Raw genomic sequence first — 25,580 nt, 5'->3', positions numbered from 1 at the left:
GCGGTTTTGCGTTAGATTATTAGTCCTTAAAAGGGGCTTTCGAAATCCTTCAGGAGCGGTAGTATCTGGTCTTTTTCCGACACCAAAGGGCTGACTACACCCCAGTCAATAGCCAGAGCCGGATCATTCCAGTGCAGGCCGCCTTCCGCGGCGGGGTGGTAGTAGTTGCTGCACTTGTAGAGAAACAGTGTGTGGTCTTCCAGAGCTACAAACCCGTGCGCAAAGCCCACTGGGACATACATTATATTGCATTTTTGAGCATCCAGCTCAACCGTCAGATGCTGGCCATACGTGGCCGAATTACGCCGCAGATCCACAATCACATCCATAGCCCGGCCAGCAGCTACGCGTACTAACTTGGCCTGGGCATAAGGCGGACGCTGAAAGTGAAGGCCTCGTAAGACGCCTTGGCTGGAGCTGGACTGATTATCCTGCACCCAGTTTTGCCGGATACCAGCCTGATGCAGCACTTTTTCGCTGAAGGATTCAAAAAAAGCCCCACGGGCATCGGCGAAAACGCGGGGGGTGAACTCAAAAACACCTTCCAGTGCGTGTTGCTGTATTTCCATAAAAAGTAACGAGGCAGAAACGTAGAGTTAAATTAATAAAAGGGCAAAAAGGTGCTAATGCCACGTTACGGGCGCGGGCCAATTTCGGCTACCAAACGCAGGTATTTATCCAGCACCAGCTGCTCATCAAATTTGTCTTCGGCAAGACGACGGCTGGCCCGGCCCATTTCGGCCAGCTGCTCATCAGATAGGTCCTGAATCTGGAGCATCTTGCGGGCCAGGTCGGGGCCGTTGCGTACCTGGCAGAGCAGCCCATTGTGGCCGTCGATGACGGTTTCGCGGCAGCCGGGCACGTCAGTCGTTACAATGGGCTTGCCCATGGCAGCGGCCTCCAGCAACGTTTTGGGTGTGCCCTCGCGGTAAGACGGCAGTACCACCACGTCGGCTTGGGCAATGTGGGCAGCTACGTTATCAGAAGTACCCAGATACTCGATGTTCCCGGCCTGTAGCCATTCTTCAAATACCGCGCGCTTAACACCCACGCCACCGGACTCATCAATGCCACCCAATAACTGCACCCGCGTGCCCGGTATGGCCTCGCGCACCAGACGGGCGGCTTCAAAATATTCCTCTACTCCTTTCTCATAGAGCACGCGGGCAATCATAAGAAAGGTGAAATTTTCGTTGCGCTGGAAAGTATCGGCGGGGCGAAACTTGCGCACGTCGATACCGGAGCCAGGCAGCAAATCAGTAATATGCTTGCTCACCAGGTTATGCTGCAGAAACAGCTGCCGGTCGTCATCGTTCTGGAAAAACACCCGGCGAGGAAATCGAAACGCAAACCGGTACAACCCTAAGGCCACTTTACTCACCAGGTTTTTCACGATGAACACCGTTCCCAGCCCCGACACGTTATTTACGCTGGGGATGCCTGCCAGCTTGGCTGCCAGGGTACCGTAAATATTGGGTTTGATGGTGTATTGCAGCACTACATCGGGCCGCTCGCGCCGATATACATCATAGAAACGGCGGGTGAGCAGTGCGTCCTTAATGGGGTTAGTGCCTTTGTTCTCCATCAGAATGGGTACAAAGCGGCAGCCCAACTCGGTTTCCAAACGCTCAGAATACGCATCGGGTGGGGCTATAGCCAGCACTTCGTGGCCCGCTGATTGCAACGCCTGTACCAGGCTGCGGCGAAAATTCCAGATATTCCAGGAGGTATTAATTACAATGGCAACGCGCATGCAAACAGGGTTATTCAGAATACAAAGGTAACGGGCTAAGCACTGGCAAGCCGCAGGCCGCCGCACTTTCGGTTACTTTGTGGCGCATTACGGTATTTTCTTTCAGAATGATGTTGTCATGGTATGGGCCTCAGGCCTTTTTTATTCTTCTGAGCAGTTTGCTGGTAGCCTCCTGCTCCTCTTCTCCCACAGAAGCCCCAGCTGCCACCCCTGCCGCCAGTGCACCGGCAGAGCTACCCGGGAAGGCCCTTTTTGCCACCAATTGTGCCCTATGCCACGGTCCGGACGGCAAGCGTGGTCTGAACGGCGCCCACGACCTCACCAAAAGCAACCTAAATCAGGCCGGACGCGTGTACATGGTAACCAATGGGCTGGGCAAGATGCCTGCTTTCAAAGGCCAGCTCACACCCGAGCAGATTGAACAGGTAGCCGCTTACTCCCTAACCCTGCAGTAAGGAGTCTATTTGATGCGTAGCGCCTGTAAAATCTCCTCCCACTCACTCAAGCAATTCCCTATAAATGGCTAATAAACCCGTTTCCAAAGGCCGCAAGCATAGTAACAGTACCCGCCACCCTGGCGCCGTAGACAGCGTGAAAGGCCGTGCCGGCCGCATACTGGCCAAATCGGAGAAAGGCACCTACGAAACCTCGCCCGAGGAAGAAACCGCCGTACTAGTGGCCGTGCCCGATAAGCGCCAGGCCGATGCCCTCACCCAGGAATACCTCGATGAGTTAGCCTTCCTGGCCGAAACCGCCGGTGCCACCGTCACCAAGCGCTTTGTGCAGCGCCTGGAAAAACCCGATATCCGCACGTTTGTGGGGGAGGGTAAGCTGGCCGAAATCAAAGCCTATGTGCAGCACAGCGGAGCCAGCATGGTGATTTTCGATGATGACCTCTCGCCTTCCCAGCTGCGCAACTTGGAGGCCGAGTTGAAGGTGAAGATTGTAGACCGTTCCCTGCTTATCATTGATATTTTCGCCAGCAGGGCCCAGTCGGCTACGGCACGCACGCAGGTGGAGCTGGCCCAGTACCAGTACTTGCTGCCCCGCCTCACCGGCCTGTGGACTCACTTGGACAAGCAGCGTGGGGGCGTAGCCCAACGGGGCCCGGGTGAAACGGAAATTGAAACTGACCGCCGCGTAGCGCGCGACCGGATAGCCTTTCTGAAAGAGAAGCTCAAAGACCTCGACAAGCAAAGCCACACCCAGCGCAAGGCCCGCACCGGCATTGTGCGCGTGGCGCTGGTGGGCTACACCAACGTGGGCAAAAGCACCATTATGAACCTGCTGAGCCGTGCCGACGTGTTTGCCGAAAACAAGCTCTTCGCCACCGTAGACTCCACCGTGCGCAAAGTGGTGCTGGATACCGTGCCGTTCCTACTTTCCGATACTGTAGGGTTTATCCGTAAGCTGCCTACCCGCCTCATCGAAAGCTTTAAGAGCACGCTGGACGAAATCCGGGAGGCCGATTTGCTGGTGCACGTGGTGGACATCTCACACCCTTCGTTTGAGGAGCATATTGCGGTAGTAAACGATACGCTCAAGGACATTGGCGCCTCTGACAAGCCCACACTGCTGGTATTCAATAAAATAGATCAGTACGATTTGCACGCGGAAGCCAACCACCACGGCGGCTTTGAAGGCATGAACCCCGACGAGGACGAAACGCCCCGCCCCACACTGGAGCAGCTGCAGGCTACCTATATGGCAAAAATGCACGACCCGGTTATTTTCATTTCAGCGCAGGAGCGCACCAATATTGAGGAGCTGCGCGCCTTGTTGGTGCGCCACGTAAGCGCTATTCAGCAGCGGCGCTTTCCGAATCAGCCCGTGCCGGAAGCCGCTGGCTAAGAGAGCAAAACAGGCTGCATGCGCCCGTAAGCACGTTTTGAAACGAGGCGAATATTCGCTTTTCTTTCCGCGGAAGCCTTGTAATCAGGAATAAATTACGTTCTTAGCTGCCCCGGAAGTGCAGCGCCGGGTATTGCTCCCTTTCCCACAACTCACTCACCACCAAAAAGCCCGCCTTCCCGGCGGGCTTTTTTCGTTCTGCCCCAACGCTTTACTTGCGGGGCCAAACTATTTCTGCCGGCCAACAGTAAAGAAACCCGCCACCGCACACGCCTGCCCTATGAAAATCCTGTACCTGATGCGCCACGCTAAATCCAGCTGGAGCTTTGATGACCTAACCGACCACGACCGTCCCCTGAATGAGCGGGGCCGCGACGACGCCCCCCGCATGGGTAAGGCCCTGGCCGACCGCCACATCCAGCTGGATCTGCTGGTTAGCAGCTCGGCAGTGCGAGCCCTGAGTACGGCGGCCCTGGTAGCGAAAGAGCTGGGCTACCCCAATGATAAGATTCAGGTGCAGGAGCGCATTTACCGCGCCGAGCCGGCTGACCTGCTCGACATTGTGCGCAAACTGCCCGATACTGCCAACTCCGTGTTGCTGGTAGGCCATAACAACACCATCACGGACTTTGCCAACCTGCTTTCCCCCAACCAGATTAATGAAATGCCTACAGCCGCCGTGGTGTGCCTGCAGCTAAACATTGACCGTTGGCAAACCGCAGACCGCGCCACCACCGAATTTTACTTCTACGATTACCCCGGCAATCATCAATAAGTTGACTTGCCCTTCCTCCATGCACGAACCCTCTGCCCCCCTTACCACCCCGCCTTTCCGCAACCGTGAGCTTAGCTGGCTGGCCTTCAACTACCGGGTGCTACAGGAAGCCCAGCACCCACAGGTGCCCCTGCTGGAGCGGCTGAAGTTTATGGCCATCTTCTCGTCCAATCTGGATGAGTACTTCAAGGTGCGTGTGGCTACGCTGCGTCGCCTGGTAAAACTGAAAAAGAAAACCCGTGCCAAGCTGGGTGAAGACCCCGCGCCCCAACTAGAGCAGGTGCTGGCCGAAGTAGGCCGCCAGCAGCACGAGTTTGGTGAGACCTTTCGCAACAGCATTCTGCCGGAACTGCGCCGGGAACATATCCACCTTATCAGTGAGCACGACCTGACGGATGAGCAGCGCGCGTTTGTGCGCCAGTATTTCCAAGAGAAGGTGCAGGATTTGCTCTCCCCCGTGATTCTGGATGAAACGCTGCACCACCTGTTCCTGAAGGACCAGACTGTGTATATGACGTTCCTGCTTTCGGAACCCGTGCAGTCCGGCAAGGCCAAGGACGAAGAGCGGGTGCTGGTGATGGAGCTGCCCACGCGGCGGCACGGTGGGCGTTTTGTACAGCTACCCACGCAGGGAAAAGAGCATTATGTCATGTTTCTGGATGACGTAATTCGGTGCTGTGCCCATGAGCTGTTTCCCAAGTATAAGCGCGTGCAGGTACATGCCATCAAAATTTCCCGGGATGCGGAGCTGGACCTGCAGGAAGAAATATCGGGCAACCTGCTGGCCAAAATCAAAAGCAGCCTGCAAAAGCGCGAAACCGGCTACCCCGCCCGCCTGCTCTACGACCCCACCATGCCCAAAGAGGTGCTGCGGGCCGTGATGCAGAAAACGCACATCACCAAAAACGAGCTGGTGGAAGGTAGCCGCTACCACAATTTCCGCGACTTCTTCGGTTTTCCGGACATGGGCCTGCACCATCTGAAGTTTGCAGCCCAGCCCCCGCTCAAGCACCCCTCCCTGCCGGCCCGCGGCAGCCTCCTGAATGCCATAGCGGCCAAAGACCACCTGCTGCACTTCCCTTACCAAACCTACGACTATGTGCTGCGCCTGCTGCGCGAAGCCGCTACCGATGTGGCCGTTTCAGCCATCAGCATTACGCTGTACCGCGTGGCGGAGAAAAGTGAGGTTGCCAAAGCATTGCTGAAAGCCGTGAAACACGGCAAGCAGGTAACGGTGGTGGTAGAGTTGAAAGCGCGCTTCGATGAAGAGTCCAACATCCGCTGGGCCGAGAAGCTGCAGCGGGCCGGCGCCAACGTTATTTATGGCGTGCCCGACCTGAAGGTCCACAGCAAGCTCTGCCTCATCACCCGCGTAGAGCAAGGACTTTCCCGGCAGTATGCCTACCTGAGCACCGGCAACTTTAACGAGGTAACCAGCAACATTTACTCCGACCACGCCCTGCTGACAGCCGATGAGCGCCTCACCCGCGAGGTCAGCACCATCTTTCAGTACTTCCTCAACCGGGTAACACCGCCCCCCTTCGAGCACTTGTTGGTGGCTCCCTTTGAGCTGCGTGAGAAGCTGAACGCCCTCATCGACACCGAAATAAAACATGCCCGGGCTGGCGAAGAAGCCTACATTATTCTGAAGCTAAATGCCTTGCAGGATGAGCGGATGATTCTGAAGCTGTATGAAGCCAGCCAGGCCGGGGTGCAGATTGAGCTCCTGATCCGGGGAATTTCCTGTGCTGTACCGCGGGTATCGGGCCAAAGCGAGAATATCCAGCATCGAAGCCTGGTAGACCGCTACCTGGAGCATGCCCGGGTATACGTGTTCGGCAACGGGGGGCAGGAAAAGGTGTATGTTGCTTCCGCCGACTGGATGGCGCGCAACCTGGACCGCCGCGTGGAAGTGGCCTTCCCCCTCTACGACCCCGCTGTGCGGCGCGAAGTGCGCGACCTACTGGATTTGCAGCGCCAGGACAACGTGAAGTCCCGGGACTTCGACAACTGCTTTATTTCCCCCGATGCCGAGGGCACGCCCCGCCTGCAGGCGCAAACCGCCACCTATGCCTACCTGAAAAAAACCAAGAAACGGTAGCTTCTTTTACTATATCCCTAATAACCAGAACGGCCCCTGCTACTGAGCAGGGGCCGTTCTGGTATTAAGCGTCGTTTAGCCCAAGGACTAGCGCTTTACAAATTTACGCGGGGGTACTATAAACAGCTCTACACTGGCATAGGGCGCATCGGCCAGCTTGCTGTCAATGATTTTATTCCGGTCGTTGTTGCTGCGGTCATACGCATCAAAGGCGTAGTTATAGCGGTAGCCGCCTTCCAGACCAAACCAGAGGAAGTCGTAAATCTCCCGCTCCCAGCGGAGGCGGCCTTTCACTTCAGTTTCGCGCAACTCCAGCGTTTTCAGCTCCTGGCCTTTATCGTTCATAATGGGGTTGCGCAGCTTGATGTTATAGCTGAAACCATCAACGGAATAGCCCGCGAACAGCAAGGATTTATTTGAAAGGTTACGGCGCACAGTTACACGGGCCGGGAACAGGGCCTCCACGCCCCAACGCTCACTGAAGGTGCGGTTGTAGAGCAAGGCCGGGTAAATGCTTTGCCGCCCAAACGTATAGCCCAGCTGCAAGCCCAGCCCCCAGGAGAAGGATGGTGTCTTTTTCCAGCCATAGATGAACTCCGACGACATTTTCAGATAATCATTCAGGCTGAGCTCCGATGAAGTGTAGTCACCGTTCAGCTCGCCCTTCACCCGGAAGATGAAGTAGTTCACATCATCTATAGGGCGAATAACAGCCAGCTGGGTGCCGAGCACTTTCAGGCCTTTGTCCTGCAGGTTCTGATACAGCTCGTAGTTGGCAGGCGGCGTAAACTCAAACTCCTCCCGCTCATAGTTAATGCCCAGCACCAGTTTGAGGTGAGGGTGGTTGAGCAGCGGCGCGTAGGCCTTCACCAGAAAGCGGCCATTCTTACGAGCCTGGCCATTATAATCGGTAAGCGAGGCGCTTTTGCTGGTAGAGTTGACGTTGAAATGCGGTACCCGCTCGTAGTGCAGGACCAAGCCTTTGCTGGGGCCCATGCCAATTACGGAAGGCACGGCAAACTCCTGGCTGCGGTCTACACGGCTCACGGAATCGGCAGAGGGCGCGGGTGGCGGGTAAATCTGGGCTACAGCAGGGCAGGCCAGCAGCAGGCACAGGCCAGAAATTGTCACTGCCAGCCGACGGCAGCTAGAATTATACAAGGAAATCATAAGCAGCCAGAGGTAGAAAGCGGATATAGTTCGTTAACGGTTTTCCAGGGAAAACAGCTACCCAATTGGTAGCCGGCGTTTTTCCAGCCTGGCGGGCAGTAGGGAGCCAGCCCGGCCCGGCAGACATTAGAAGAGGAAATCGAAGCCCACAAATACCAGCTTTTCTTCCCCCACGGAGTACGTAGCGTTTATCACGGCCTGCTTCAGCACATCCACCCAGATACCGCCGCCCACGGCGGTATGGAAGGCCTGCAGCCCCGTGCGCGTGTCCTGGGTGGTAAAGACGCGGGCGGCATCGGCCAGACCCAGCACGCCAAACTTGCCAGGCACCAGATAGGCGTTAAAGGTGAACAGCTGTACCCGCACCTCGCCGTTGCCATACATAGAGGTACGGCCAGCATAGCGCGTGCGGCGGTAGCCGCGCAGGTTGGTGGTTCCACCCAGCGTATTAGCCTGGTAGAAGCGGTAGTCGCCAATATTATGATTAACACCCAGGCGGCCGGCCCACGTCAGCTGGAACGGGAAGTTGGGGCTGAGATAGAAGCGAACTTCCGAAGCCAGGCGGGTGTACTGCAGCTTTTCCCCGTTCAGCTGCCGGTTAAACTCAGCCGAGTTGTACCAGCGCAGGCCAATTCTCGGGTTTTTGGGTGAGCTGGCTGCGTCCAGGTTAAAGTACACGCGCCCACCCAGGTAGCGGTTCAGCTGAAAGTCGGAGGCACGGATACCGGTAGCAGCGCCGCTGATGCCGTTGCCCTGCTCATCCAGGCCAGCCTCAATCTGCTGCCCCAGGTCTTCCCGCGAAATGCGCCACTGGTCGTACTGCGGCCCGAAACCGGCTTTCAGGAAGCTAAAAATATCCCTTTCCAGCACGGGTGAGAAAGAGAAGCGCGAAAAACGAATCCGGTAGTTGTCGTTGATGTCACGGTTGGTTACGCGGGTATCGTCGTCACCCTCGGCCAGCACGTTGCGCGTGTTGTTGCCTGAGCCGAAGTAGTTATACAGCAGCTGGGGGCCATAATACTGCGAGGTAATGTTCAGATCATACTTGCCCACCACATCGGTAAAAATGCCGGTATAGCGCACATTGAAGGCCTCGCGGCTGGGCGCATAGTTCGCCACCAGTGTTTGCTCCGTAGCAAACGGTGTACGGCGGAAACCATAGGTGCGGAACGTACCGCCACCGCCTACAAACAGGCCATCATCAATATTATACCCGAAATACAAGGCCGGCCCAAAATATGGCAGGCGGTAATCTTTGCGGTCGGTGCGGTTGGGGTGGTCGTAGCGGCTTACCTCGGTGCCGGACTCCAGGCGCAGACGAGCCTCTTTACCGGCATTGATGATGTTGCCGGTATCGGCATCGTACACCTGCGTGCGGTGGCGCCAGCCGCCCACGCGAGAGTTATCGGTAATGGAGTCGGCCTCAATGCCGCCAATAATGCGCAGAATGGGCCCTTTCTTGGACTCCCCGGTAATGTGATATACATCGTGCCCGGCAAAGCCATAGAGACGGATGTCTTTAGTGACGCGGGCATCAAAGGTTTTATCAAACAGCGTTTTGGTGCGCTTGCCTTCTTTATTGATTTTGGTGACCAGTACGCGGGTCTTATTGTCGGGCAGGCGCTGCACATCAAACTGCTCCCGCTTGCGGCTGCCTTTTACTTCTACCACCTGGTTCAGCACATCGTAATAGTCGGCGGCCAGTTGGGGCAGCAGGTCGCGGCGGCTTTTCAGCTTGGCCGCAATTTCCGGGCCGTGCAGGGCATAGATTTGCGGGGCCCAGTTGTTGCGCAGAGAACTATCGATAACCGCATCGGTAAGGCTGCTCTTCATTTCCTCCGCAATTTCTACCCACTTTTTCTTGGTAACCGAGGCCAGGAAGGTTCGGTCGTTGGCCATAGCTGTCAGGTTCAGGCCTTTGTAGTCGGCGTAGTCCTTCCCGAAGTTCTGGAAGTTGCGGATGGCCCACTTGCGGCTGGCCAGCCAGGGCAGTACCCCATCCCCTTTAAAGAACACCACGTCGCGGTCTTCGGGCACAGCCGTAAACTTCCGGTCACCATCCTCATCCTTTCGCTCAGCCCAGCGCCACTGGTCTTCGTGCCGGTCCCAGTCCCCAATCCACATATCGAAGAGGCGGGAGCGGGCAAAGTCTTTTTCATTTACCCGGTTGTCGTTGTCGTCCTCCAGGCGCTCCAGTACTTTGTCGGTGCCGACCAGGTTCGTGGCATTGCCCAGGGACTCCACGTTGCTTTGGTTGTCCTTGGCATCTTCTTCAATCATGGCCGGGGTATCGGCAAACCGGTCTACATACTGGCCCAGCAATGGGTCGCGGGGGATGTACACCGGCCGGGGATTGGTATGTAGAATACCAGCGGCCGTAGCCAGCGGGGGCAGCACAAAAGCACCATAAGGGTGCTGGGCCGAAATCTGGTCCTGCAGAATATCCTTGGCGGCAGTTTCGCGCAGGGCTTCGGGCAGCACGGCGGCGGGGTCTTTGTTAAGCCCCCGCAGGGTATAGTTGCGCCCTTCTTCGTTGCGCACTTTCAGAGAGGAGGTTTGCTTGCCGCCGCCTACTTTGTAGGGCATCAGGCCGCCTTTTTCCGTGGCCATATCCAGCACTGGAAACTCCACCGGCGTAGACCACTCGGCCCGGTAATGGTCGCCGAAGAGGGTACGGTGCAGGCCGCCCCGTTTAGCGTAGCGCGGGTTTATGGCCAGGGTAATAGTACTATCCCCAAATGGGGGGCGCTGCACCTGCTCCCGCTGCTGCAGTTGGGTTAGCTCGGCAGTTTGCTGCGCATACATAGGTGTGCGGAATACCAGGCGGCCTTTTTCGCCCCGGTCTTCGGGAATGTAGTATTCCACCCACACCTCGCCATTGTCATAATAGTTTACGCGGGAGAAGCCTTTTTCCTTATCGGAGAAAAGCGCTTCTCCGCCGTCGCCGGGCTTTACGTGCTGGGTTTTACAGCCCGAGCCGCTTACGATGTGGTGCAGGTTGCCCTGCTTAAAGTATTGCAGGTTGTGCTCGTGCCCGGCCGCGTATACTACATTAGGGTACTTATCGAAAATTTCCAGCAGGCCGGCTTTATACCGCTGATACAGCGGGTGCGGAATATCCTGGCTTACGCCGCCATACTTGCGGGCAAAGGGGTAGATAGAGCCAATGATGGGCAAAGGCAGGAAGGCATATTTATAAACAATGGACAGGGGAAAGAAGTGGTCGGCCAGAGTGAAATAGCCGCCATGAATGCCATCAGAGAACAATGGATGGTGCGCCACCACCATGATGTTCTTGCCTGCGTTGTGCTGAATAATGTCCTCCAGCTGGGTAAAGAAGTCGGTTTCATCGGCTACGCCGCAGCCGCTGTTGCCGCCGTAAGGCCGTTCCTCGGTTTGTAGAAACCACTGGGAGTTAATGGCAATCATCACAATATCATCCTGCAGGCGCACCTCAAAGGGGCCGGGGCAGGCGTTGCGGGGAATAAAAAAGTCGCCGGTATAGGCAAACTCCGCCGAGTCCCGGGTCATGAAATCCTCCACAAACTGCTGCTCACGGTTTACCTGCTCCACGCTGCCGTTCAGGCCCTGCTTCCAGTCGTGGTTGCCGGGAATCATGTATTTCTCGCCGGCGTAGTTGCGCATGGTGTTCAACTGCGCCGAGATGCGCCGCTCTGCGGTTTTCCGGTCGTAGGCCCGGGTGTCGGGCATGCCGTACTCATATATATTATCACCCAGAAAAATAGTGGTGCTGCGCGAGCCGGCGGCCAGCATCTGTCGGCGCATAAAGTTCAGGGAAGGCTCCCCCACGGAGTCCAGCGCCGGGGCCCCCACGTCACCAATCAGAAAGATGGTGTAGCGGATATGGGAGCTATCGGGCGGGGTTTGCTTTTGCCAGTCCTTGCCTATGCCCCGGTAGTTGGGGCGGGTAGGGTGAGCTGTCTGGGTTTTCTGGGCCGTAGAAGGCAACGCACTACCCAGCAGCACTAGCAGCAGGCAACTAAACGCGGAAAGAATTCTCATACGATGGTGGAAACGGAACCTCTGAGGAGCGCCGGTAATGAGGAGGAGTTGGCTACTGCTTATCTTAGGGCAAAAGCAGCCAACTTTTCCGATACGTTCCGGGCGGCCCTGGCGTTGGAAAAGGTGTAGGCAAGGTGTATGCGCTGCCCTACGCAAAGCAGCGGCACACGGTTGAGCCCACCCCGGTGATAACCTCTAAGACTAATTCGCGTTTTACATCTATTAGCGGCACCCTTTCCCATATTCCGGGCCCACCGCTGTTCCCGCCATCGTTCCATGGAAGCTTCTGAAACCGTAAGCGTAGCTAAATCTGAAATCGTCAAGAAGGCCAAGAAATTTATTGAAGCCTTTTTTGAGGAGAAGCTACCCAAACAGCTCGTTTACCACACCTTTAAGCATACGGCAACCACCGCCAAGGAGGCCGCAGCCCTGGGCAAAGCCGCCGACCTTTCCGATTCTGATCAGGAAATGTTGCTGCTGGCTGCCTGGTTTCACGATGCCGGCTATACCGAGGCCTATGACGGGCACGAATACCGCAGCATGGCTATAGCTGAGCAGTGGCTGACTGAGCAGGGCTACCCGCCGGAGCGCATTGCGGTGGTGAAGGACCTGATTCGGGGCACGCACCGCGACGAGACCTGCGAAACCGAGATGCAGCGGTTGTTGATGGATGCTGACATGAGCAGCCTGGGGCGGGAAGATTTCCTGGCCAATGCTGAAATGCTGCGTGCAGAGTGGGAAACGGCCTTGGGCAAAACGTACTCTACCCCCGAGTGGGCCGAGTATCAGCTGGATTTCCTGCTCACCTTTAAGTACCTCAGTGAGGCCGGCAAAGCGCGCTATAATGAGCAGCTGAAAGAGAATATCAAAGACCAGCGCAAACAGCTCAAGAAAACCGAGAAAAAAGCCAAGAAAAGAGACAAAGAAGCCACCGACACTTTTGCGGAGCCGAAACGAGGCGTGGAAACCATGTTCCGCACCACGTACAGCAACCACATGAAGCTCTCGGATATGGCCGATAAAAAGGCGAACATGATGATTAGCCTGAATGCGGTTATTATGTCCGTTATCATCACCTACCTCGGCGCTAAGTCCACGGCAGTAGGGCCAGCCTTCACAAAAAACCCCATTCTGGCTGTGCCCATGGGCATTCTGCTGGCTACGGCACTGGGCTCGGTGGTATCCGCCATCCTCTCAGCGCAGCCCGATGTAACCAGCTTTAAATGGCTGGGCCGCAGCCCGCAGGTGGCCACCAACCGGCGCGTTAACCTGCTGTTCTTCGGCAACTTCACCAAGCTGAATCTGGATGATTTCCAGGGTGGGATGAACGAGCTGATGCGCCAGAAGGAAAAGCTTTACACCAACATGGTGACGGATATTTACTATCTGGGCGAGGTGCTGTCCCGCAAGTACCGGCTGCTCCGCATCAGCTACACCATTTTTATGGTCGGCCTGATTCTGACGGCCATTTCCTTCAGCATTGTGCTGCTGTATAAGATGTAAGCCAGCATATAGCTGCTTTTTGATGCCCGGCTGCCGATGAGGTGGCCGGGCATTTTGTTGATCTGATGCCTCTACCCTGCCCGCTACCGTTCTCGCAAATGCCCACATAAAGCCTCCAATTGCCGGATAGAGGCGCCCAGAAAGCGGCGCAAGCGGCGCAGCTGCCCAAACCGGATAAGTGGCGTAGTGCCCGCAATATGCCCATAGCGGAATTCCAGCGTGAGCAGGCAGGCCTGATCCGAAACTTCCTCCAGAAAGAAAAACAGCAGAGAGTTGGGAAACATGCGGAAGTGCGAAATCTTCTCCACGTACTCCAGCCGCTCGCCCTGCTCAAAGCGCTGCACGGCCTGCACATTTATCTCGCCGCGGTTCAGGCCAATGCAGTAGTTGGTGCCCAGGCGGTTGGCCTTCGTCAGGTCGTACTCCACAGAATGCGCCCCCTGCAGCCAGCGGCAGCGCAGCCGCAGGTTACTCACTACCCGCAAGGCATAAGCAGCCGGCACGGGCAGTACCCGGCGCACCACCACGGCATTAGCCTGAGAGCCCGCCGGGCGGACTTGGCCGTGCCCGTTCACCAGCAGGCGCAAGGGCGTGAGGTGGGCATACCGATAGGAAATCCTCCCCAGCACATCATAGGTAGTAACGCCATGCAGCAGACGCGTCCAGGAAAAGCTCCCGCGAATAGCCGCCGGCTCCTGCGTGCTCAGGTAGCCATCAGACAGCAGCACATACTCCCCGCCCATAATGTCGTTTTTGAGCAGGCGATGCACCACTATCACGTCGCGGCCCATGAGTTTGGTGTACTCCCGTATCTGGGCCACGTGCACGGGGCCGTAGTGCACAATTATCTTGAGGGTAAGCTCATTGGCCAGCAGCGCTGCGCCCAGCGCGGAGCCAGTATCGCGCTCCACCAGGCGCAGGTAGTTCTGAAAATCCAGAAACAGCCGACGACACTGCGCCACTACCTCAGCAATGGCTGGCGGCGGACCCAGCCGATAAAAGAGAATGGCATCTCCCTGAATCTCACTTACCTCCATATCCAGCATATTGCCTTCGATGAGGATTTCCAGCAGATCTGCAATAAGCCAGGGGGCCAGCGGGCTGCCCGATTTTTCAATAAACTGTGTAAAGCCACTGATATCGGGAATAAAAAGCAGCGCCGGCTTTGGCTCAGGCACTACTATCCGGCCGCCTACAGTGCGCCGTGCGGCGCGTATATCATCAAGTATGCCCATACCGGGATAAATAACCAAAGATTAGCGGCTATACGCAGGGCGTTGCGCTGCAGGTTTGGCACACAGGTTTCTTTCCGGTTACCTTTACGCGCAAACCCGCTGGCCCCGTAGTTCAACGGATAGAATAGAAGTTTCCTAAACTTTTGATGTGGGTTCGATTCCCGCCGGGGCTACTTTTTTACAGTTTATTCCGCAGGCGTTCCTGGTTTCTGCACTGCGGCCGTCCACCTACCCGGTGGCGTGCTTCCCTGCCGACGAGTAACGACCCTGATTTAATTCAGTTAACTTAATCGTACGCGCATGATTCGTGTTATACTTACCGATGATCATACTCTCCTCCGCAATGGTATCCGGTCGTTGCTGGGGAAAGTACCGGAAGTAGAAGTAGTAGGGGAAGCTGGCAATGGCCAGGAGCTATTGGATATGCTGGAGCACACCCCGGCCGATGTCGTTTTATTGGATGTGGGTATGCCTGTGCTGGATGGTCTGGCCACCATGCCTTTGTTGCTGAGCCGGCACCCACATGTGAAGGTATTGGCCTTGTCTATGCTGGACCACGAGCAGTCCGTGAGTGCCATGCTGGCGGCCGGCGCGCTGGGCTACAGCCTGAAGACAGCCGATGCAGCCGAGCTGGCTTACGCCATTCACACAGTAGCAGCCGGGCAGCCTTTTCTCAGCACCGCGATTGGGCTAGATGCCCTGGAGAGGCTGCAGCAAATTTCGCCACTCACGCGCAAGGAAAATACCCCGGAGCTGTCGGCCCGGGAGCTGGAGGTACTTATTCTGATGGGCGAAGGCCTGACCACCAATGAAATTGCCGATCAGCTGTACACCAGCAAACGCACTATTGATACGCACCGGCAGAATATCCTGGATAAACTACAGGTGAAGAACACAGCCGCCCTCATTAAATTTGCCGTACGGCACGGCATTATTGCCTAACCACGCCAAGCAAGCACTTACTGCGGGTGAAACCACCTATTAAAAGGAAGAAAGGCTGGCGGAAACCGCCAGCCTTTCTTAATCCTTATGCACATTAAGCCATAACAATAGTATTAGGCTATAACTATAAGATATAAATCTATAAACGTTTACTCCTTGATATACAGGGGATTATAATCTATTTCGGTAGCTACTGCCAGAGAAGTGGCGAAGTAGCAGGCCCTAAGACAAGCCCGCTACTTCGTCTGCGGTTTGCTTTTGCATAGTTCAGGAAAAAGAACTCCGCTTCTCTCAGCATTCTTACTGATTTTATACTGCGATAAATACGTATTTTTATATAGCAGCGGGTTGGCACCACCGGCCTGAAACCACATAAAGCACTAATAATCAACTAACAACCCTAGCAGCTGCACTATAGAGTGCTGGCGAGGCCACTGATGGTCATAGCCACCAGGGCGGTATTAAACACAAAGGACAGTAGCGCATGTACCAGTACCAGCCGCCTGATCAGTGGGCTGCTGATGCCGATATCCGCCGTCTGGGCCGTCATGCCAATGGTAAAGGAGAAGTAGGCAAAATCCAGGTAGTTTGGGTCGGGGGTATGGCCCGGGAACTGCAGGCCACCTTCCTTGCCCAAATCGGCGGGGGCATAGTAAAGGTGGGCGTAGTGCAGCGTGAAGAGCGTGTGCAGTAGCATCCAGGCAAAAGCCACAGCCATAATAGAAAGCACCACGCTGGTCCGCAGCAAATCGGGCGGGAGGCTGCGCATAGCGCGCAGCAGCACTACTACGGCCACCAGGCTGGCCAGAATGCCTATCAGTGCAAAAACAAAGAGCAAGGTGCGGCCCGGGTCTTCCGCCACGGCTACTTTCCGGATGTGGTCGGGCTCAGCCGTGAATACTGCCGACCAGATAAGCACCAGACAGGTGAAGGCAAAAGCATTCCAGGCAGCCAGCAGGCGGGTAGTCAGGTGGGGCTGATGCTGCAAAAGCAGGAAGGTAGCCACCGCCAGCACACAAGCCAGCGCTATGCGCACCAGGGTAGGCAGCGCCCCCAGGTGATGGACAATGTAGGTGCTAAATACGGAGTGCCGCCGGAGGTTCGCCATGGTCTAAAAGTACGAAACCAGCCATCCTCGCAGCTGTCAGGTTCCGTTAGGCCCCGGTCACGGTGAAATCAATGGAGAAGGCCGTACGGCCGTTGGGGTGGGTTTCCAGGCTGAAGGGGAAATGGTGCTGCAGCAGAATGTCGCGGATGAGTGTGAGGCCAATGCCCTGCCCGTCGCGCTTGGTGCTGTAGAAGGGCGTGAACAGGTGGCGCTGCACTTCGGGCGGAATACCGGGACCATCATTCTCCAGTACCACCGTGGGCGGCGAAGCTGTGGTGCGCACCCAGATGTTGCCATCTTCGCCAATAGCTTCCAGAGCATTTTTGCCGATGTTGAGCAGGGCCTGCTCCAGCTGCTGGCCATCCAGCTCTACATACAGCGGCCCTGGTGTCAGCTCCCAATGCCACTGAATATGACGCTTCTCGCTTTGCACCTGCAGCAGGCGGCAGGTAGATTTCAGCAGCTCATGCACATCTACGGGGCGCCGGGTGGGTGGTGGCAGGCGCACCAGGTTAGCGAAGTTGGCAATGAAGTTGGCCAGGTGTGTGCTCCGGTTCACGGATACTTCCAGCGCTTCGGTAAAGTCGGTGCGGTCTTCTTCCGCCAGCTGCGGAGCGTAGTAGTGGAAGGATTGCAGAATGGAATTGACCGCGCCAATGGAGTTATTCACCTCATGCGACATCATCCGGATCAGCTTCTCATACGCTTGTTTCTCCTGGCGGATAAGGTCCTGCGTCAGCTCTTCCAGCAGGATAAAGTAGCGCGTGAAGCCTCTATCAAGAAAGTGCGAGGTGTGGGCCCGGTAGGTTTGCACGCCCGAGAGCTGCACCACCTGCGGGTGGCCGGGCTGCAGAGTGCTCAGGGCCGGGCCCCAGTCGCCGGGCAGGGCAGATGGTAGCTGGCCCAGCAGCGCGGCGGTGGGCAGCTGCAGCATACGCGCCGCCGCCGGGTTTACGGACTCAATCCGGCCATCGAAATTCAGCAGCAGAATGCCTGCCGGCGAGGCCTGAATGAGGTGCTCCAGCAGAAAGCTTTTCTCGTGCTGCGTGATGCGCTCCTGACGCAGCTCATCAATCATGTGGTTATACACCTCAATCAGCTGGTCCATCTCCCGCTGATTCACGGGCATGAACTTGGTGGAGAAGTCCTTGGCTTTAATGGCCTCCGTGCCGGCTGCAATCAGCTGGAAGGGCCGCACAAAGCCGCGGTACAGGTGCACGGTCAGAACGACAGATACCAGCAGCAGCAGCTCGGCGCTAATAAACAGCACATCATTTTGGCGCAGCACCTGCCACGCCAGTGCCACCAGCACCCCATGAATGATGATGGCGAAAAGCAGAAACTTAGTGCGCAGCGTCATGCAGAAGAATTAGAAACAGCAAGGTAGCTGCTGCATCGAAAGAAAGGTCATGCGGCGCTCCTCTCCATTATCCTTCCAACGCGGCATTGCCTTTCTCTACATCAAAGGGAATGTCGTATTTCTCCAGGCGCCGGTATAAAGCGCCACGGCTAAGCCCTAGGGCCTTAGCCACTTTGGATACATTGCCGGCGTAGTGGTCCATGGATTTACGAATCATCTGGGCTTCCAGCTCGTCCAGGGTCATGGAGCCTACGGCGGGCAGCTCGCCGGGAGCGGCCGTCACCTTCACGGGCGTTTTCTGGAATTGGGCCTGGAACTCCTCAGGGCCCAGCTCATCCTTGCCGCTGACCAGCACGGCCCGCTCTACCAGGTTTTTCAGCTCCCGAATGTTGCCCGGCAGCGGCTGCTCGCGCAGCCAGTGCATGGCGCGGGTATTCACTTTCAGAGCCGGGCGGTTGTAGGTAGCGCGCAGGTTATCCACAAAGTGCTGCACCAGCAAGGGAATGTCGGTGGGCCGCTCGCGCAGGGCGGGCAGGCGCACGGTTATCAGGTTGATACGGTAGAACAAATCTTCCCGGAAGCGGCCCTCACGTACTTCCTGAGCCAGGTCGCGGTTGGTGGCGCAAATCACCCGGATATCCAGGCGGCGCGGCTTACTGTCGCCCAGCACCTCGTAGGTGCGGTCCTGCAGCACGCGCAGCAGCTTCACCTGGGAACCCATGTCCAGCTCCCCTATCTCGTCCAGGAAAATGGTGCCGCCATTGGCCAGTTCGAAGCGGCCTACCCGGTCGGCCTTGGCATCGGTGAAAGCACCGCGGCGGTGCCCGAACATCTCACTCTCAAACAAAGAGGCCGAAATCCCGCCCAGGTTTACTTTTACAAAGGGCTGCCGGCGGCGCTGGCTGTTCTGGTGAATGGCTTCGGCAATGAGCTCTTTCCCCGTGCCCGATTCGCCTTCAATCAAGACGGAAGCATCGGTAGCGGCTACCTGGCCTACACTGCGCAATACGTGCAGCAGGTGGGGGTCCTGGCCAATTATGTTTTTGAAGTCGTACTGCCGGTCGAGCTGGCGGCGGGTGAGCGTGGCTTCATCGGGCTCGGCGGCGCCGGTTTGGGCAGCCAGGTCCAGAATGGTGCGAATAGTTTGCAGCAGCGCGTCGTTGTTCCAGGGCTTGGTCACAAACTCGGCAGCGCCGGCTTTCATACCTTCCACCGCCAGCGTGATGGAGCCCCAGCCCGTAATGAGAATAACGGGCAACGCGGGCTGCAACAGCTTCACCTTGGCCAGCAGATCCAGGCCATCGTGGCCGCTGGTGTCCAGGGAATAGTTCATGTCCATGAGCACCAGTTGCGGGCTCACTTCCTGCAAGGCTCGCAAGGCTTCTTCCGGCGTGGCAGCGCCACGGGTGGCGTAGCCTGCCTGCTTGAGCAGCAGCCCCAGGGAAGTGCGTACTGCTATATCGTCGTCGACAATGAGAATCATGGGGCAGAGAGGGGGAAGAGGCGAAGGACGTAATTTGGGGCGGAAGAGGCAACAGCCCGTTCTGTTTTTAGGACAGAACGGGCCGGTTACTTATTCCTCGCGCAAAGCCACAGCCGGCTGAATACCAGCGGCTAGGCGGCTGGGGTGGAAAGCACAGATGGCCGTGAGCAGGTAGATCAGGAGGGCGGCAACGGCAATGGCCGCCCCGTACACCGCCGGCGCCACCCCAAACACGCCCAGTAGCGGAAACTGCACGGCCAGCACCACGCCAACCAATACGCCCAGCGTAGTAACCACCAGCATTTCGCCAATAAACTGGCCACCAATGCCCAGGCCCGTGGCACCCAGGGCACGGCGCAGGCCAATTTCAGAGCGGCGCTGGTTAATGTTGTACCATAGCACCCCAAACAGACCCAAGGCCACATTCAGAATCAGGAACACGCACACAATGCCCAGGACCACGATGGGGGTCAGCACTACCTTGAGCTTGGAAATGCGGTTTTGCTCCAGCGTGTTGGTTTTTACCGACCAGCTTTTGGTTACGCCCAGCACTTCCTTCACCAATTTCTGCTCCAGAATAGCTCCCTGGCCGGGCTGTACTTTAATCAGTAACCACGGTAAATCGTAGCCCGCCATGGTGCGGACGGTATCGTCCAGGCGGCGCTCAAAATAGGCGGGCGCGTTTTCGGAGAAGTCGCTGCCGGCACGGTAGGTTTCTACTACGCCTACCACCTGCCACTGGCGGGTTCCTTTTTCCTCGGTGAGGATTTTCCCTAACGGCTTTTCAGTAGGAAAAACCGCATCCTTGAAGGCCTGGTTAATGACGACCGGAATGCGCTGAGCCGCGTTGTCACGCTGGTCAAACCAGCGGCCTTCCGTTACGTTCAGGTTCATGAGCTTGCCAAACTCGTCATCCACCTTGTAGAAGTCAGACGTAGGGCTTTGCTTGCCATTATACTGCACGTTGGTGTTCATGGTGGAGAAGGCGAAGGGCGTGTTCACGCTGCTGCGGGTGACGCCCACCACGCCCGGCAGGGACTTAATGCGCTGCATGAGCATTTGAATTTTCTCGCGGCGCGCTACGGTATCGGGTCCTGGGTCCAGGCTCATTTCCCACACATTTTCGTAGTTGTAGCCCAGGGGCTGGCTGTAGTTGTTGAGGTTGTAGAGCAGTAGACTGCCCACTACAAACACCACGAAGAACGACAGCACGATTTCGGCAATCAGCAGGAAGTTGGACCGCTTGCGGTTCCAGATCAGAGTAAATAAGTGGCGTATCATTTGGCACCTCCCTTCAGGGCATTCACGGGTTGGAGACGAGACATTTTAAAGGCCGGGTACACCCCGGACATTATCCCAAAAATGAGGGTAATCAGCAGGGCCCAGCCAAACACCGCCAGGCTTAGGGAGAACTGCGCGTAGGCAATAAAATTAGAACCGCTGATGAGCCGGAGGGCGCCATACGCCAGGGCCAGCCCCAACAGGCCGCCCACCATGGTGAGGAAGATGTTTTCAATCAGAAACTGACCCATGAGGGCACGACCAGTAGCGCCAAAGGCTTTGCGTACCCCTATTTCGGAGGAACGCTCCATAATGCGGCTCAGGTTGATGTTCACCAGGTTCAGGGTGGGCAACATCATAAACAACAGGGCCAGTCCGCTCACGATGATATAGAACAGCACCATCCGGTCCGAGTTGTTGGATAAGTCGCCGCCCCCAATGATCTGGCGGGTGAGCGAGGCCAGCAGCGTATCGGCGTAGACGTGAATGGACTTAATGGCCGGGTTGATGATGGTAACCTTTTTCACAATCTGGTTGAACTCGCTTTGCAGCTCGCTCAGATCCTGGCCTTCATGTGCCAACAGCACGGCAAAGTAGTCGCCCTCCAGCACGGGGTTTTTGAGGTCGGCTTTGGTGGTGGTCATCGGGGCCCATACCTCGGCGTAAGAGTTGAAGCGCATCACGGGCACATCGGCCACCACGCCGGCCACGCGGTAGTTTATCTGGTCTACTATAATAGTGCGGCCTACCACCCCGCGCGCCTGCCCGAAGTACTCCTTAGCGGTGGTTTCATTGATGACGGCCACGCGGTTGGCATTCTTGAGGTCGGTGGCGTTATAAGGCTTGCCTTCCAGGAAGGTGAAGTCAAAAATCTCCCAGAACACGTTGTCGGTAAACTTCAGGTCCAGGTCCAGCTTCTGGTTACCCACGTAGCTAGGAATAGCGTGGAACATGGAGAACAGCGCTATTTTCTCGGGAGTGTGCATGGGGCGCACATACTTATTGAGGAAGTAAGGGCTGGGCGGCGTGTTCATGTTGCCGCCGTCGGCGAAGCGCTGGTTCAGGAAGGACACGAACAGCATCCGGTCAACGCGCGTTTCGGGGGCGTGGGCGCCTTTGAAGTGGTCGAACATGGCCACTACCACCAGCAGCACCATCAGCGTGAAGCTGATGCCGAACAGGCTGATGAAGGTGAAGAACTTGCGACGCAGCAAGACCTTCCAGGCAATTTTTAAATAGCTAAGCAGCATGGGGAGTCAGAATGAGAGGCGGGAGAAGAATAGGTTAAGGCGGTTAGGCGGCGCTGCAACAGGGCGCGGGCCTTGCTGAGCTGGGATTTGCTGGTGCCTTCGGAAATGCCCAGTAGCTCGGCAATTTCCTGGTGCGTGTAGCCCTCCAGCGCGGCCAGGTTAAATACCGTGCGGTAGCCGGCAGGCAGCTCCTGAATGAGGGCCAGCAGGTCGGCGGCATTCAGCTCACTCTCAATGCCGGCGGGTAGAGCGGGCGTGTACTGCGCGGGGCATTCGTCGAGGTTCAGCATGAACGGTTCGCGGCGGCTGATTTGGTTCAGGGCCTCGCGCACCATAATGCGGCGCACCCACCCCTCAAAGCTGCCCTCGCTCCGAAACTGCTCCAGGGCCCGGAAGGCCTTCACAAAGCCCGTCATCATGGCTTCTTCGGCATCATCATGGTTGCGGAGGTAGCGCAGGCACACACCCAGCATTTTGGGGGCCATCCGGTCGTAGAGCAGGCGCTGGGCGCGGGGGTTGCCCTGGCGGCAGGCAGCTACCAGTTCGGCTTCCGGAATGAAGTGAGCAGCGGAGGTTTTCATAGCAAAAGGGAGAGAGGCGGTGTGGGCGAAAGCAGAATAGAGGCGGCGGCAGATGAAAGCAGGGGTTAGCTTACCTGGCTGCCGTCGAAGAAGCGGATGATGCGCTCGGTTTTCAGGGCCTGCTGCTCGTCGTGGGTGACCATTACAATGGTGGTGTTGTCGCGCCGGTTCAGGGTCAGGAGCAGATCCATGATTTCCTCGCCCATCACAGAGTCCAGGTTACCGGTGGGTTCGTCGGCGAGGATGATTTCGGGGTTGCCTACCAGGGCCCGGGCAATAGCCACGCGCTGGCGCTGACCACCGGAAAGCTGGCTGGGGAAGTGGCTCATGCGGGCATTCAGGCCCACTTTATCCAGGGCGGCGTGGGCGCGCTGGCGGCGCTCCTTGCCCGATACGCCTTTGCGATAGAGCAGCGGCAGCTCCACGTTATCCAGCACCGAGAGGTCGTTGATGAGGTGGTAGCTCTGGAATACGAACCCGATTTTGTGGTTGCGCAGGTGCGCCAGCTCCCGGTCGGAGTAGCTAGTTACAGGACGGCCATCAATAACCACTGTGCCGCTGGTAGGCTCGTCCAGCAGGCCCATAATGCTGAGCAGCGTAGACTTGCCGCAGCCCGAGGGACCCATAATGGAGACAAACTCGCCCCGGTTAATGGATAGGTTTACGCGGTTGAGGGCCAGCGTTTCTACCGTGCTGGTCTGGTACACCTTTTCAATATCGGCCAGCTGTATAACCGATGCCGCTGAAGCTGGGGCCATCGACGACGCCGTGAAAGGGCTGGGAGCAGTAGTTGCGTTCATGGAGCAGGGAGTTTGTTTTCGGAAGAGTGAAGGAGAAACCAAGTGGGCGAGGCAGTGTGTCCGTTTTTGTACAGCTACACCCCTCTCCCTCCACTACTTAGCCAAGCGACGTGCCATTTTTATAAATTATTGATTTTCAATTATTTGACTCGGTTATTCAAAAATAGCGTTTAGAAAATATTGTCCGTTTCTGGACAGGGTGTTCGGAAATGGCGTGCCGGTTGTGCATTTCCGTACGCTGGCCATCAAATAGCTGAACTATAGTCATCTTATATCCCCTACTGGCAGCAATTCCAGGAGCCGGCATTGCATTTTTATTCCTATGAATTATTTCCATATTACAGTACCATTGTTTCCATCCATTTCACCCCCATTCTATTATGCCTACTACAGCCACAGGTATTCGTGATGAAATTCGGCGTGCCAATGACACATTTGAAGCAAGCTTTGCGCGGGGAGACTCCGCCGCCATTGCCAGCCTGTATACCGAGAGCGGCGTAGTGCTGCCCACTGGTATGGAGCCCATTCAGGGCACCGCAGGTATCCAGGCATTCTGGCAAGGCGCCATGGAAATGGGCATCAAGCAGATAAAACTAAAAACGCGGGAAGTAGAAGAGCTGGAAGACACTGCCATCGAGCTCGGCAACTATACCCTCTTCGCAGGCAACGGCCAACAAATAGACCAGGGCAAATACATGGTTGTCTGGAAAGAGCAGGGAGGCCAGTGGAAGCTGCATCAGGACATCTGGAACACCAATATTCCGGCCGCCTCCTAACAGGTCGTATTGACGTTATTGGAATGCAAAAGCCCTTTACCACGGTGTGGTAAAGGGCTTTTGCATTGGGCAACTTTGTCAATCAGTTGGAATAAAAACCCTTCGCTTTGCTCCGAAAACAAAGCCGTTCTACTGCTTAGCCAGCAGCGGTTCCTGGCGCTCAAAATCATACAGCGTGAGGGCGCGCAGGCGGTAGTGCGCTACCCAGCTGGCGCGCAGGGCGGCAATGTAGGCGCGCTTGGCCTGGTCTTTTTCGCTGAGGGCAATGTTCAGATCGGTCAGGCTGATGCGCCCTACCTGGTAGGTGGCGCGGGCAATATCGTAGCGTTTTTGGGCCAGCGTGTCGGCGCGGGCAGCCATATCCAGCTGCTCATTCAGGCTGCTGAGCTGGGCGGCCTGGGTGAGCACCGACTGTTCAAACGTCTGCTGCTCCTGGGCCACCGTTTGCTGCACCTGCTGGCGGTTGAGCTCAGCGGTTTTCACAATAGATTTCTGCCGGCCCCAGTCCAGAATCGGCACCGAGAAAGCCAGACGCACCTGCTGCTGATCCTGCGGGTTGTTGTAGCTAGACCAAAATGTTTCGGCCTGGTTCATGTAGCCCAGGTTAGCCACCAGACTGGCCTGAAAACCGGTAGTGCCTTTGGCGCGCGCCACCTCACTCTCGGCCTGCAGCAGGCGCCGCCGAAACACCAACGACTCACGCCGGTTCTGGCGGGCCTGCGCCAGGGCCTGATCCGTGGGTACCGGGAAGCGGGGCGCCGCGGTTGGTATAGCCAGTTGCAGCGCCTCGGCGCTCAGGCCGGTGTAGCTCTGCAGGTCGATGGCAGCGCTCTGTGCCTCCAGCAGGGCCTGCCCCAGGGCCCGGCGCGAGTTCAGCAGGTTTAATTCCAGTAGGAGCAGGTCGCTCTGCGAAAGGCGGCCCAGCTTGTAGCGCTCCTGCCCTATCCGGAACATATCCTCATTGGCCTGCACGTTCTGGCGGGCCACGGAGGCATTTACCTGCTGCAGGAGCACATCAAAATACAGCTCCGTAATGCGCTGGGCAATGTTTTCCCGCTCTTCCACGTACTGGCGCTGCGACTCCTGGTAGCGCAACGGCTCAATTTGCCGGGCCCAGCGCAGGGAGTTGTAGCCACCCACGGGCTGCGTGAGGCCAATACCAATGGGCCGGTTGCTATAGCTGCGCTGGCTGGTATTAAAATTATCGAAGCGCTGCATCTCGGAGGCAATAATTACCTGCCCGCCGGTGAAGCCGATATTCTGGGTAAGCGTGGCCGCCAGGTTGGAGTTGTTGTAGCGCACGGCGCGGAAAGCCGTGGTGCCATCGGGCTGCACCACCGGGGCAATCTGGCGGCTGAAGTCCGGAATAGCGCCCTGCAGGGCCAGCTGGGGGCGGTAGTTGGCGCGGTAGGTGCGCCACTGCCAGTAGCTGGTTTCGCGGTTCGTCTGCGCCTGCCTGGCTACGGAAGATTGGGCCAGCGCCTGGGAAATTACCTGCTCCAGTGTGAGTGGGGCGGCCGGGGCCTGGGCAGCAAGGCGCAGCCCGGGCATCAAGAGCAAAGCAGCAAATAGAAAAAGTTTCATAGCT

The 25,580-nt window shown here is 56.9% G+C and carries 20 protein-coding genes and 1 tRNA gene; 8 read left to right on the top strand and 13 right to left on the bottom strand.

The window, feature by feature from the left end; translation table 11 throughout:
- Positions 1-26: 26 nt before the first annotated feature.
- Together rfbC and Q4G72_RS03470 are read right to left on the bottom strand one after the other, a co-directional pair.
- Positions 27-569 (bottom strand): dTDP-4-dehydrorhamnose 3,5-epimerase, encoded by a 543-nt coding sequence (gene rfbC, locus Q4G72_RS03475; RefSeq protein ID WP_303310043.1) that lies wholly within the window; start codon positions 567-569, stop codon positions 27-29.
- A 65-nt stretch (positions 570-634) separates the two neighbouring features.
- On the bottom strand, positions 635-1,753 hold the full coding sequence (locus tag Q4G72_RS03470) for a glycosyltransferase family 4 protein (protein ID WP_303310042.1): 1,119 nt from the start codon (positions 1,751-1,753) through the stop codon (positions 635-637).
- Positions 1,754-1,860: 107 nt separating this feature from the next.
- Between Q4G72_RS03470 and Q4G72_RS03465 the strand changes: the two genes are divergently transcribed.
- The 4 genes from Q4G72_RS03465 to ppk1 all read left to right on the top strand — a co-directional run bounded on the left by Q4G72_RS03465 (position 1,861) and on the right by ppk1 (position 6,480).
- On the top strand, positions 1,861-2,208 hold the full coding sequence (locus tag Q4G72_RS03465) for a c-type cytochrome (protein ID WP_303310041.1): 348 nt from the start codon (positions 1,861-1,863) through the stop codon (positions 2,206-2,208).
- Between the two features lie 64 nt (positions 2,209-2,272).
- Positions 2,273-3,604, top strand: a complete 1,332-nt coding sequence (gene hflX / locus Q4G72_RS03460; protein ID WP_303310040.1) for a GTPase HflX — start codon at positions 2,273-2,275, stop codon at positions 3,602-3,604.
- Between the two features lie 280 nt (positions 3,605-3,884).
- A complete protein-coding gene (locus Q4G72_RS03455) occupies positions 3,885-4,379 on the top strand; it encodes a SixA phosphatase family protein (protein ID WP_303310039.1) in 495 nt (164 codons plus the stop codon).
- 19 nt (positions 4,380-4,398) lie between these two features.
- Positions 4,399-6,480 carry a polyphosphate kinase 1 gene (ppk1, locus tag Q4G72_RS03450; protein ID WP_303310038.1) on the top strand — a complete coding sequence of 694 codons (2,082 nt, stop codon included), beginning with the start codon at positions 4,399-4,401 and terminating at the stop codon, positions 6,478-6,480.
- An 87-nt stretch (positions 6,481-6,567) separates the two neighbouring features.
- On the opposite strand, the gene Q4G72_RS03445 is transcribed toward ppk1, so the two are convergent.
- Positions 6,568-7,650, bottom strand: a complete 1,083-nt coding sequence (locus Q4G72_RS03445) for a DUF6268 family outer membrane beta-barrel protein (protein WP_303310037.1) — start codon at positions 7,648-7,650, stop codon at positions 6,568-6,570.
- Between the two features lie 126 nt (positions 7,651-7,776).
- Positions 7,777-11,673 (bottom strand): bifunctional metallophosphoesterase/BamA family protein, encoded by a 3,897-nt coding sequence (locus Q4G72_RS03440; protein WP_303310036.1) that lies wholly within the window; start codon positions 11,671-11,673, stop codon positions 7,777-7,779.
- 276 nt (positions 11,674-11,949) lie between these two features.
- Between Q4G72_RS03440 and Q4G72_RS03435 the strand changes: the two genes are divergently transcribed.
- Entirely contained in the window at positions 11,950-13,176 is a 1,227-nt protein-coding gene (locus tag Q4G72_RS03435; protein WP_303310035.1) for a Pycsar system effector family protein, read from the top strand.
- An 83-nt stretch (positions 13,177-13,259) separates the two neighbouring features.
- Here the strand turns inward: Q4G72_RS03435 and Q4G72_RS03430 are convergent, their stop codons facing one another.
- Positions 13,260-14,411, bottom strand: coding sequence for a DUF2652 domain-containing protein (locus Q4G72_RS03430; RefSeq protein ID WP_303310034.1), 1,152 nt, complete (start codon positions 14,409-14,411; stop codon positions 13,260-13,262).
- A gap of 101 nt (positions 14,412-14,512) precedes the next feature.
- Here Q4G72_RS03430 and Q4G72_RS03425 point away from each other — a divergent pair.
- Both Q4G72_RS03425 and Q4G72_RS03420 read left to right on the top strand, forming a co-directional pair.
- Positions 14,513-14,584 (top strand) — tRNA-Arg (locus Q4G72_RS03425).
- A 127-nt stretch (positions 14,585-14,711) separates the two neighbouring features.
- Positions 14,712-15,353, top strand: a complete 642-nt coding sequence (locus Q4G72_RS03420) for a response regulator (protein WP_303310033.1) — start codon at positions 14,712-14,714, stop codon at positions 15,351-15,353.
- 412 nt (positions 15,354-15,765) lie between these two features.
- On the opposite strand, the gene Q4G72_RS03415 is transcribed toward Q4G72_RS03420, so the two are convergent.
- The 7 genes from Q4G72_RS03415 to Q4G72_RS03385 all read right to left on the bottom strand — a co-directional run bounded on the left by Q4G72_RS03415 (position 15,766) and on the right by Q4G72_RS03385 (position 23,174).
- On the bottom strand, positions 15,766-16,461 hold the full coding sequence (locus Q4G72_RS03415) for a DUF1345 domain-containing protein (protein WP_303310032.1): 696 nt from the start codon (positions 16,459-16,461) through the stop codon (positions 15,766-15,768).
- Positions 16,462-16,507: 46 nt separating this feature from the next.
- Positions 16,508-17,821: a sensor histidine kinase gene (locus tag Q4G72_RS03410; RefSeq protein WP_303310031.1), complete on the bottom strand. Its 1,314-nt coding sequence runs from the start codon at positions 17,819-17,821 to the stop codon at positions 16,508-16,510.
- A gap of 67 nt (positions 17,822-17,888) precedes the next feature.
- On the bottom strand, positions 17,889-19,304 hold the full coding sequence (locus Q4G72_RS03405; protein ID WP_303310030.1) for a sigma-54-dependent transcriptional regulator: 1,416 nt from the start codon (positions 19,302-19,304) through the stop codon (positions 17,889-17,891).
- 90 nt (positions 19,305-19,394) lie between these two features.
- Positions 19,395-20,585 carry an FtsX-like permease family protein gene (locus tag Q4G72_RS03400; protein WP_303310029.1) on the bottom strand — a complete coding sequence of 397 codons (1,191 nt, stop codon included), beginning with the start codon at positions 20,583-20,585 and terminating at the stop codon, positions 19,395-19,397.
- Positions 20,582-21,835, bottom strand: coding sequence for an ABC transporter permease (locus Q4G72_RS03395; RefSeq protein ID WP_303310028.1), 1,254 nt, complete (start codon positions 21,833-21,835; stop codon positions 20,582-20,584). The genes Q4G72_RS03400 and Q4G72_RS03395 overlap by 4 nt, the downstream gene beginning before the upstream one ends.
- Entirely contained in the window at positions 21,817-22,416 is a 600-nt protein-coding gene (locus Q4G72_RS03390) for an RNA polymerase sigma factor (protein ID WP_303310027.1), read from the bottom strand. Before Q4G72_RS03390 ends, Q4G72_RS03395 begins: the two co-directional genes overlap by 19 nt.
- Positions 22,417-22,481: 65 nt before the next feature.
- A complete protein-coding gene (locus Q4G72_RS03385) occupies positions 22,482-23,174 on the bottom strand; it encodes an ABC transporter ATP-binding protein (RefSeq protein WP_303310683.1) in 693 nt (230 codons plus the stop codon).
- A gap of 422 nt (positions 23,175-23,596) precedes the next feature.
- Between Q4G72_RS03385 and Q4G72_RS03380 the strand changes: the two genes are divergently transcribed.
- The gene (locus Q4G72_RS03380) at positions 23,597-23,992 is read left to right on the top strand and encodes a YybH family protein (protein WP_303310026.1); all 396 of its coding nucleotides are present in this window, start codon (positions 23,597-23,599) and stop codon (positions 23,990-23,992) included.
- Between the two features lie 129 nt (positions 23,993-24,121).
- Here the strand turns inward: Q4G72_RS03380 and Q4G72_RS03375 are convergent, their stop codons facing one another.
- Complete coding sequence (locus tag Q4G72_RS03375; protein WP_303310025.1) at positions 24,122-25,576, bottom strand: TolC family protein; 1,455 nt, start codon at positions 25,574-25,576, stop codon at positions 24,122-24,124.
- Positions 25,577-25,580: the final 4 nt, after the last annotated feature.

The sequence above is a fragment of the Hymenobacter sp. BT730 genome (assembly GCF_030542105.1).
Classification (GTDB): domain Bacteria; phylum Bacteroidota; class Bacteroidia; order Cytophagales; family Hymenobacteraceae; genus Hymenobacter.
Note: the sequence above shows the minus strand (reverse complement) of the source record. Positions and strands in the feature narration are given on the sequence as shown.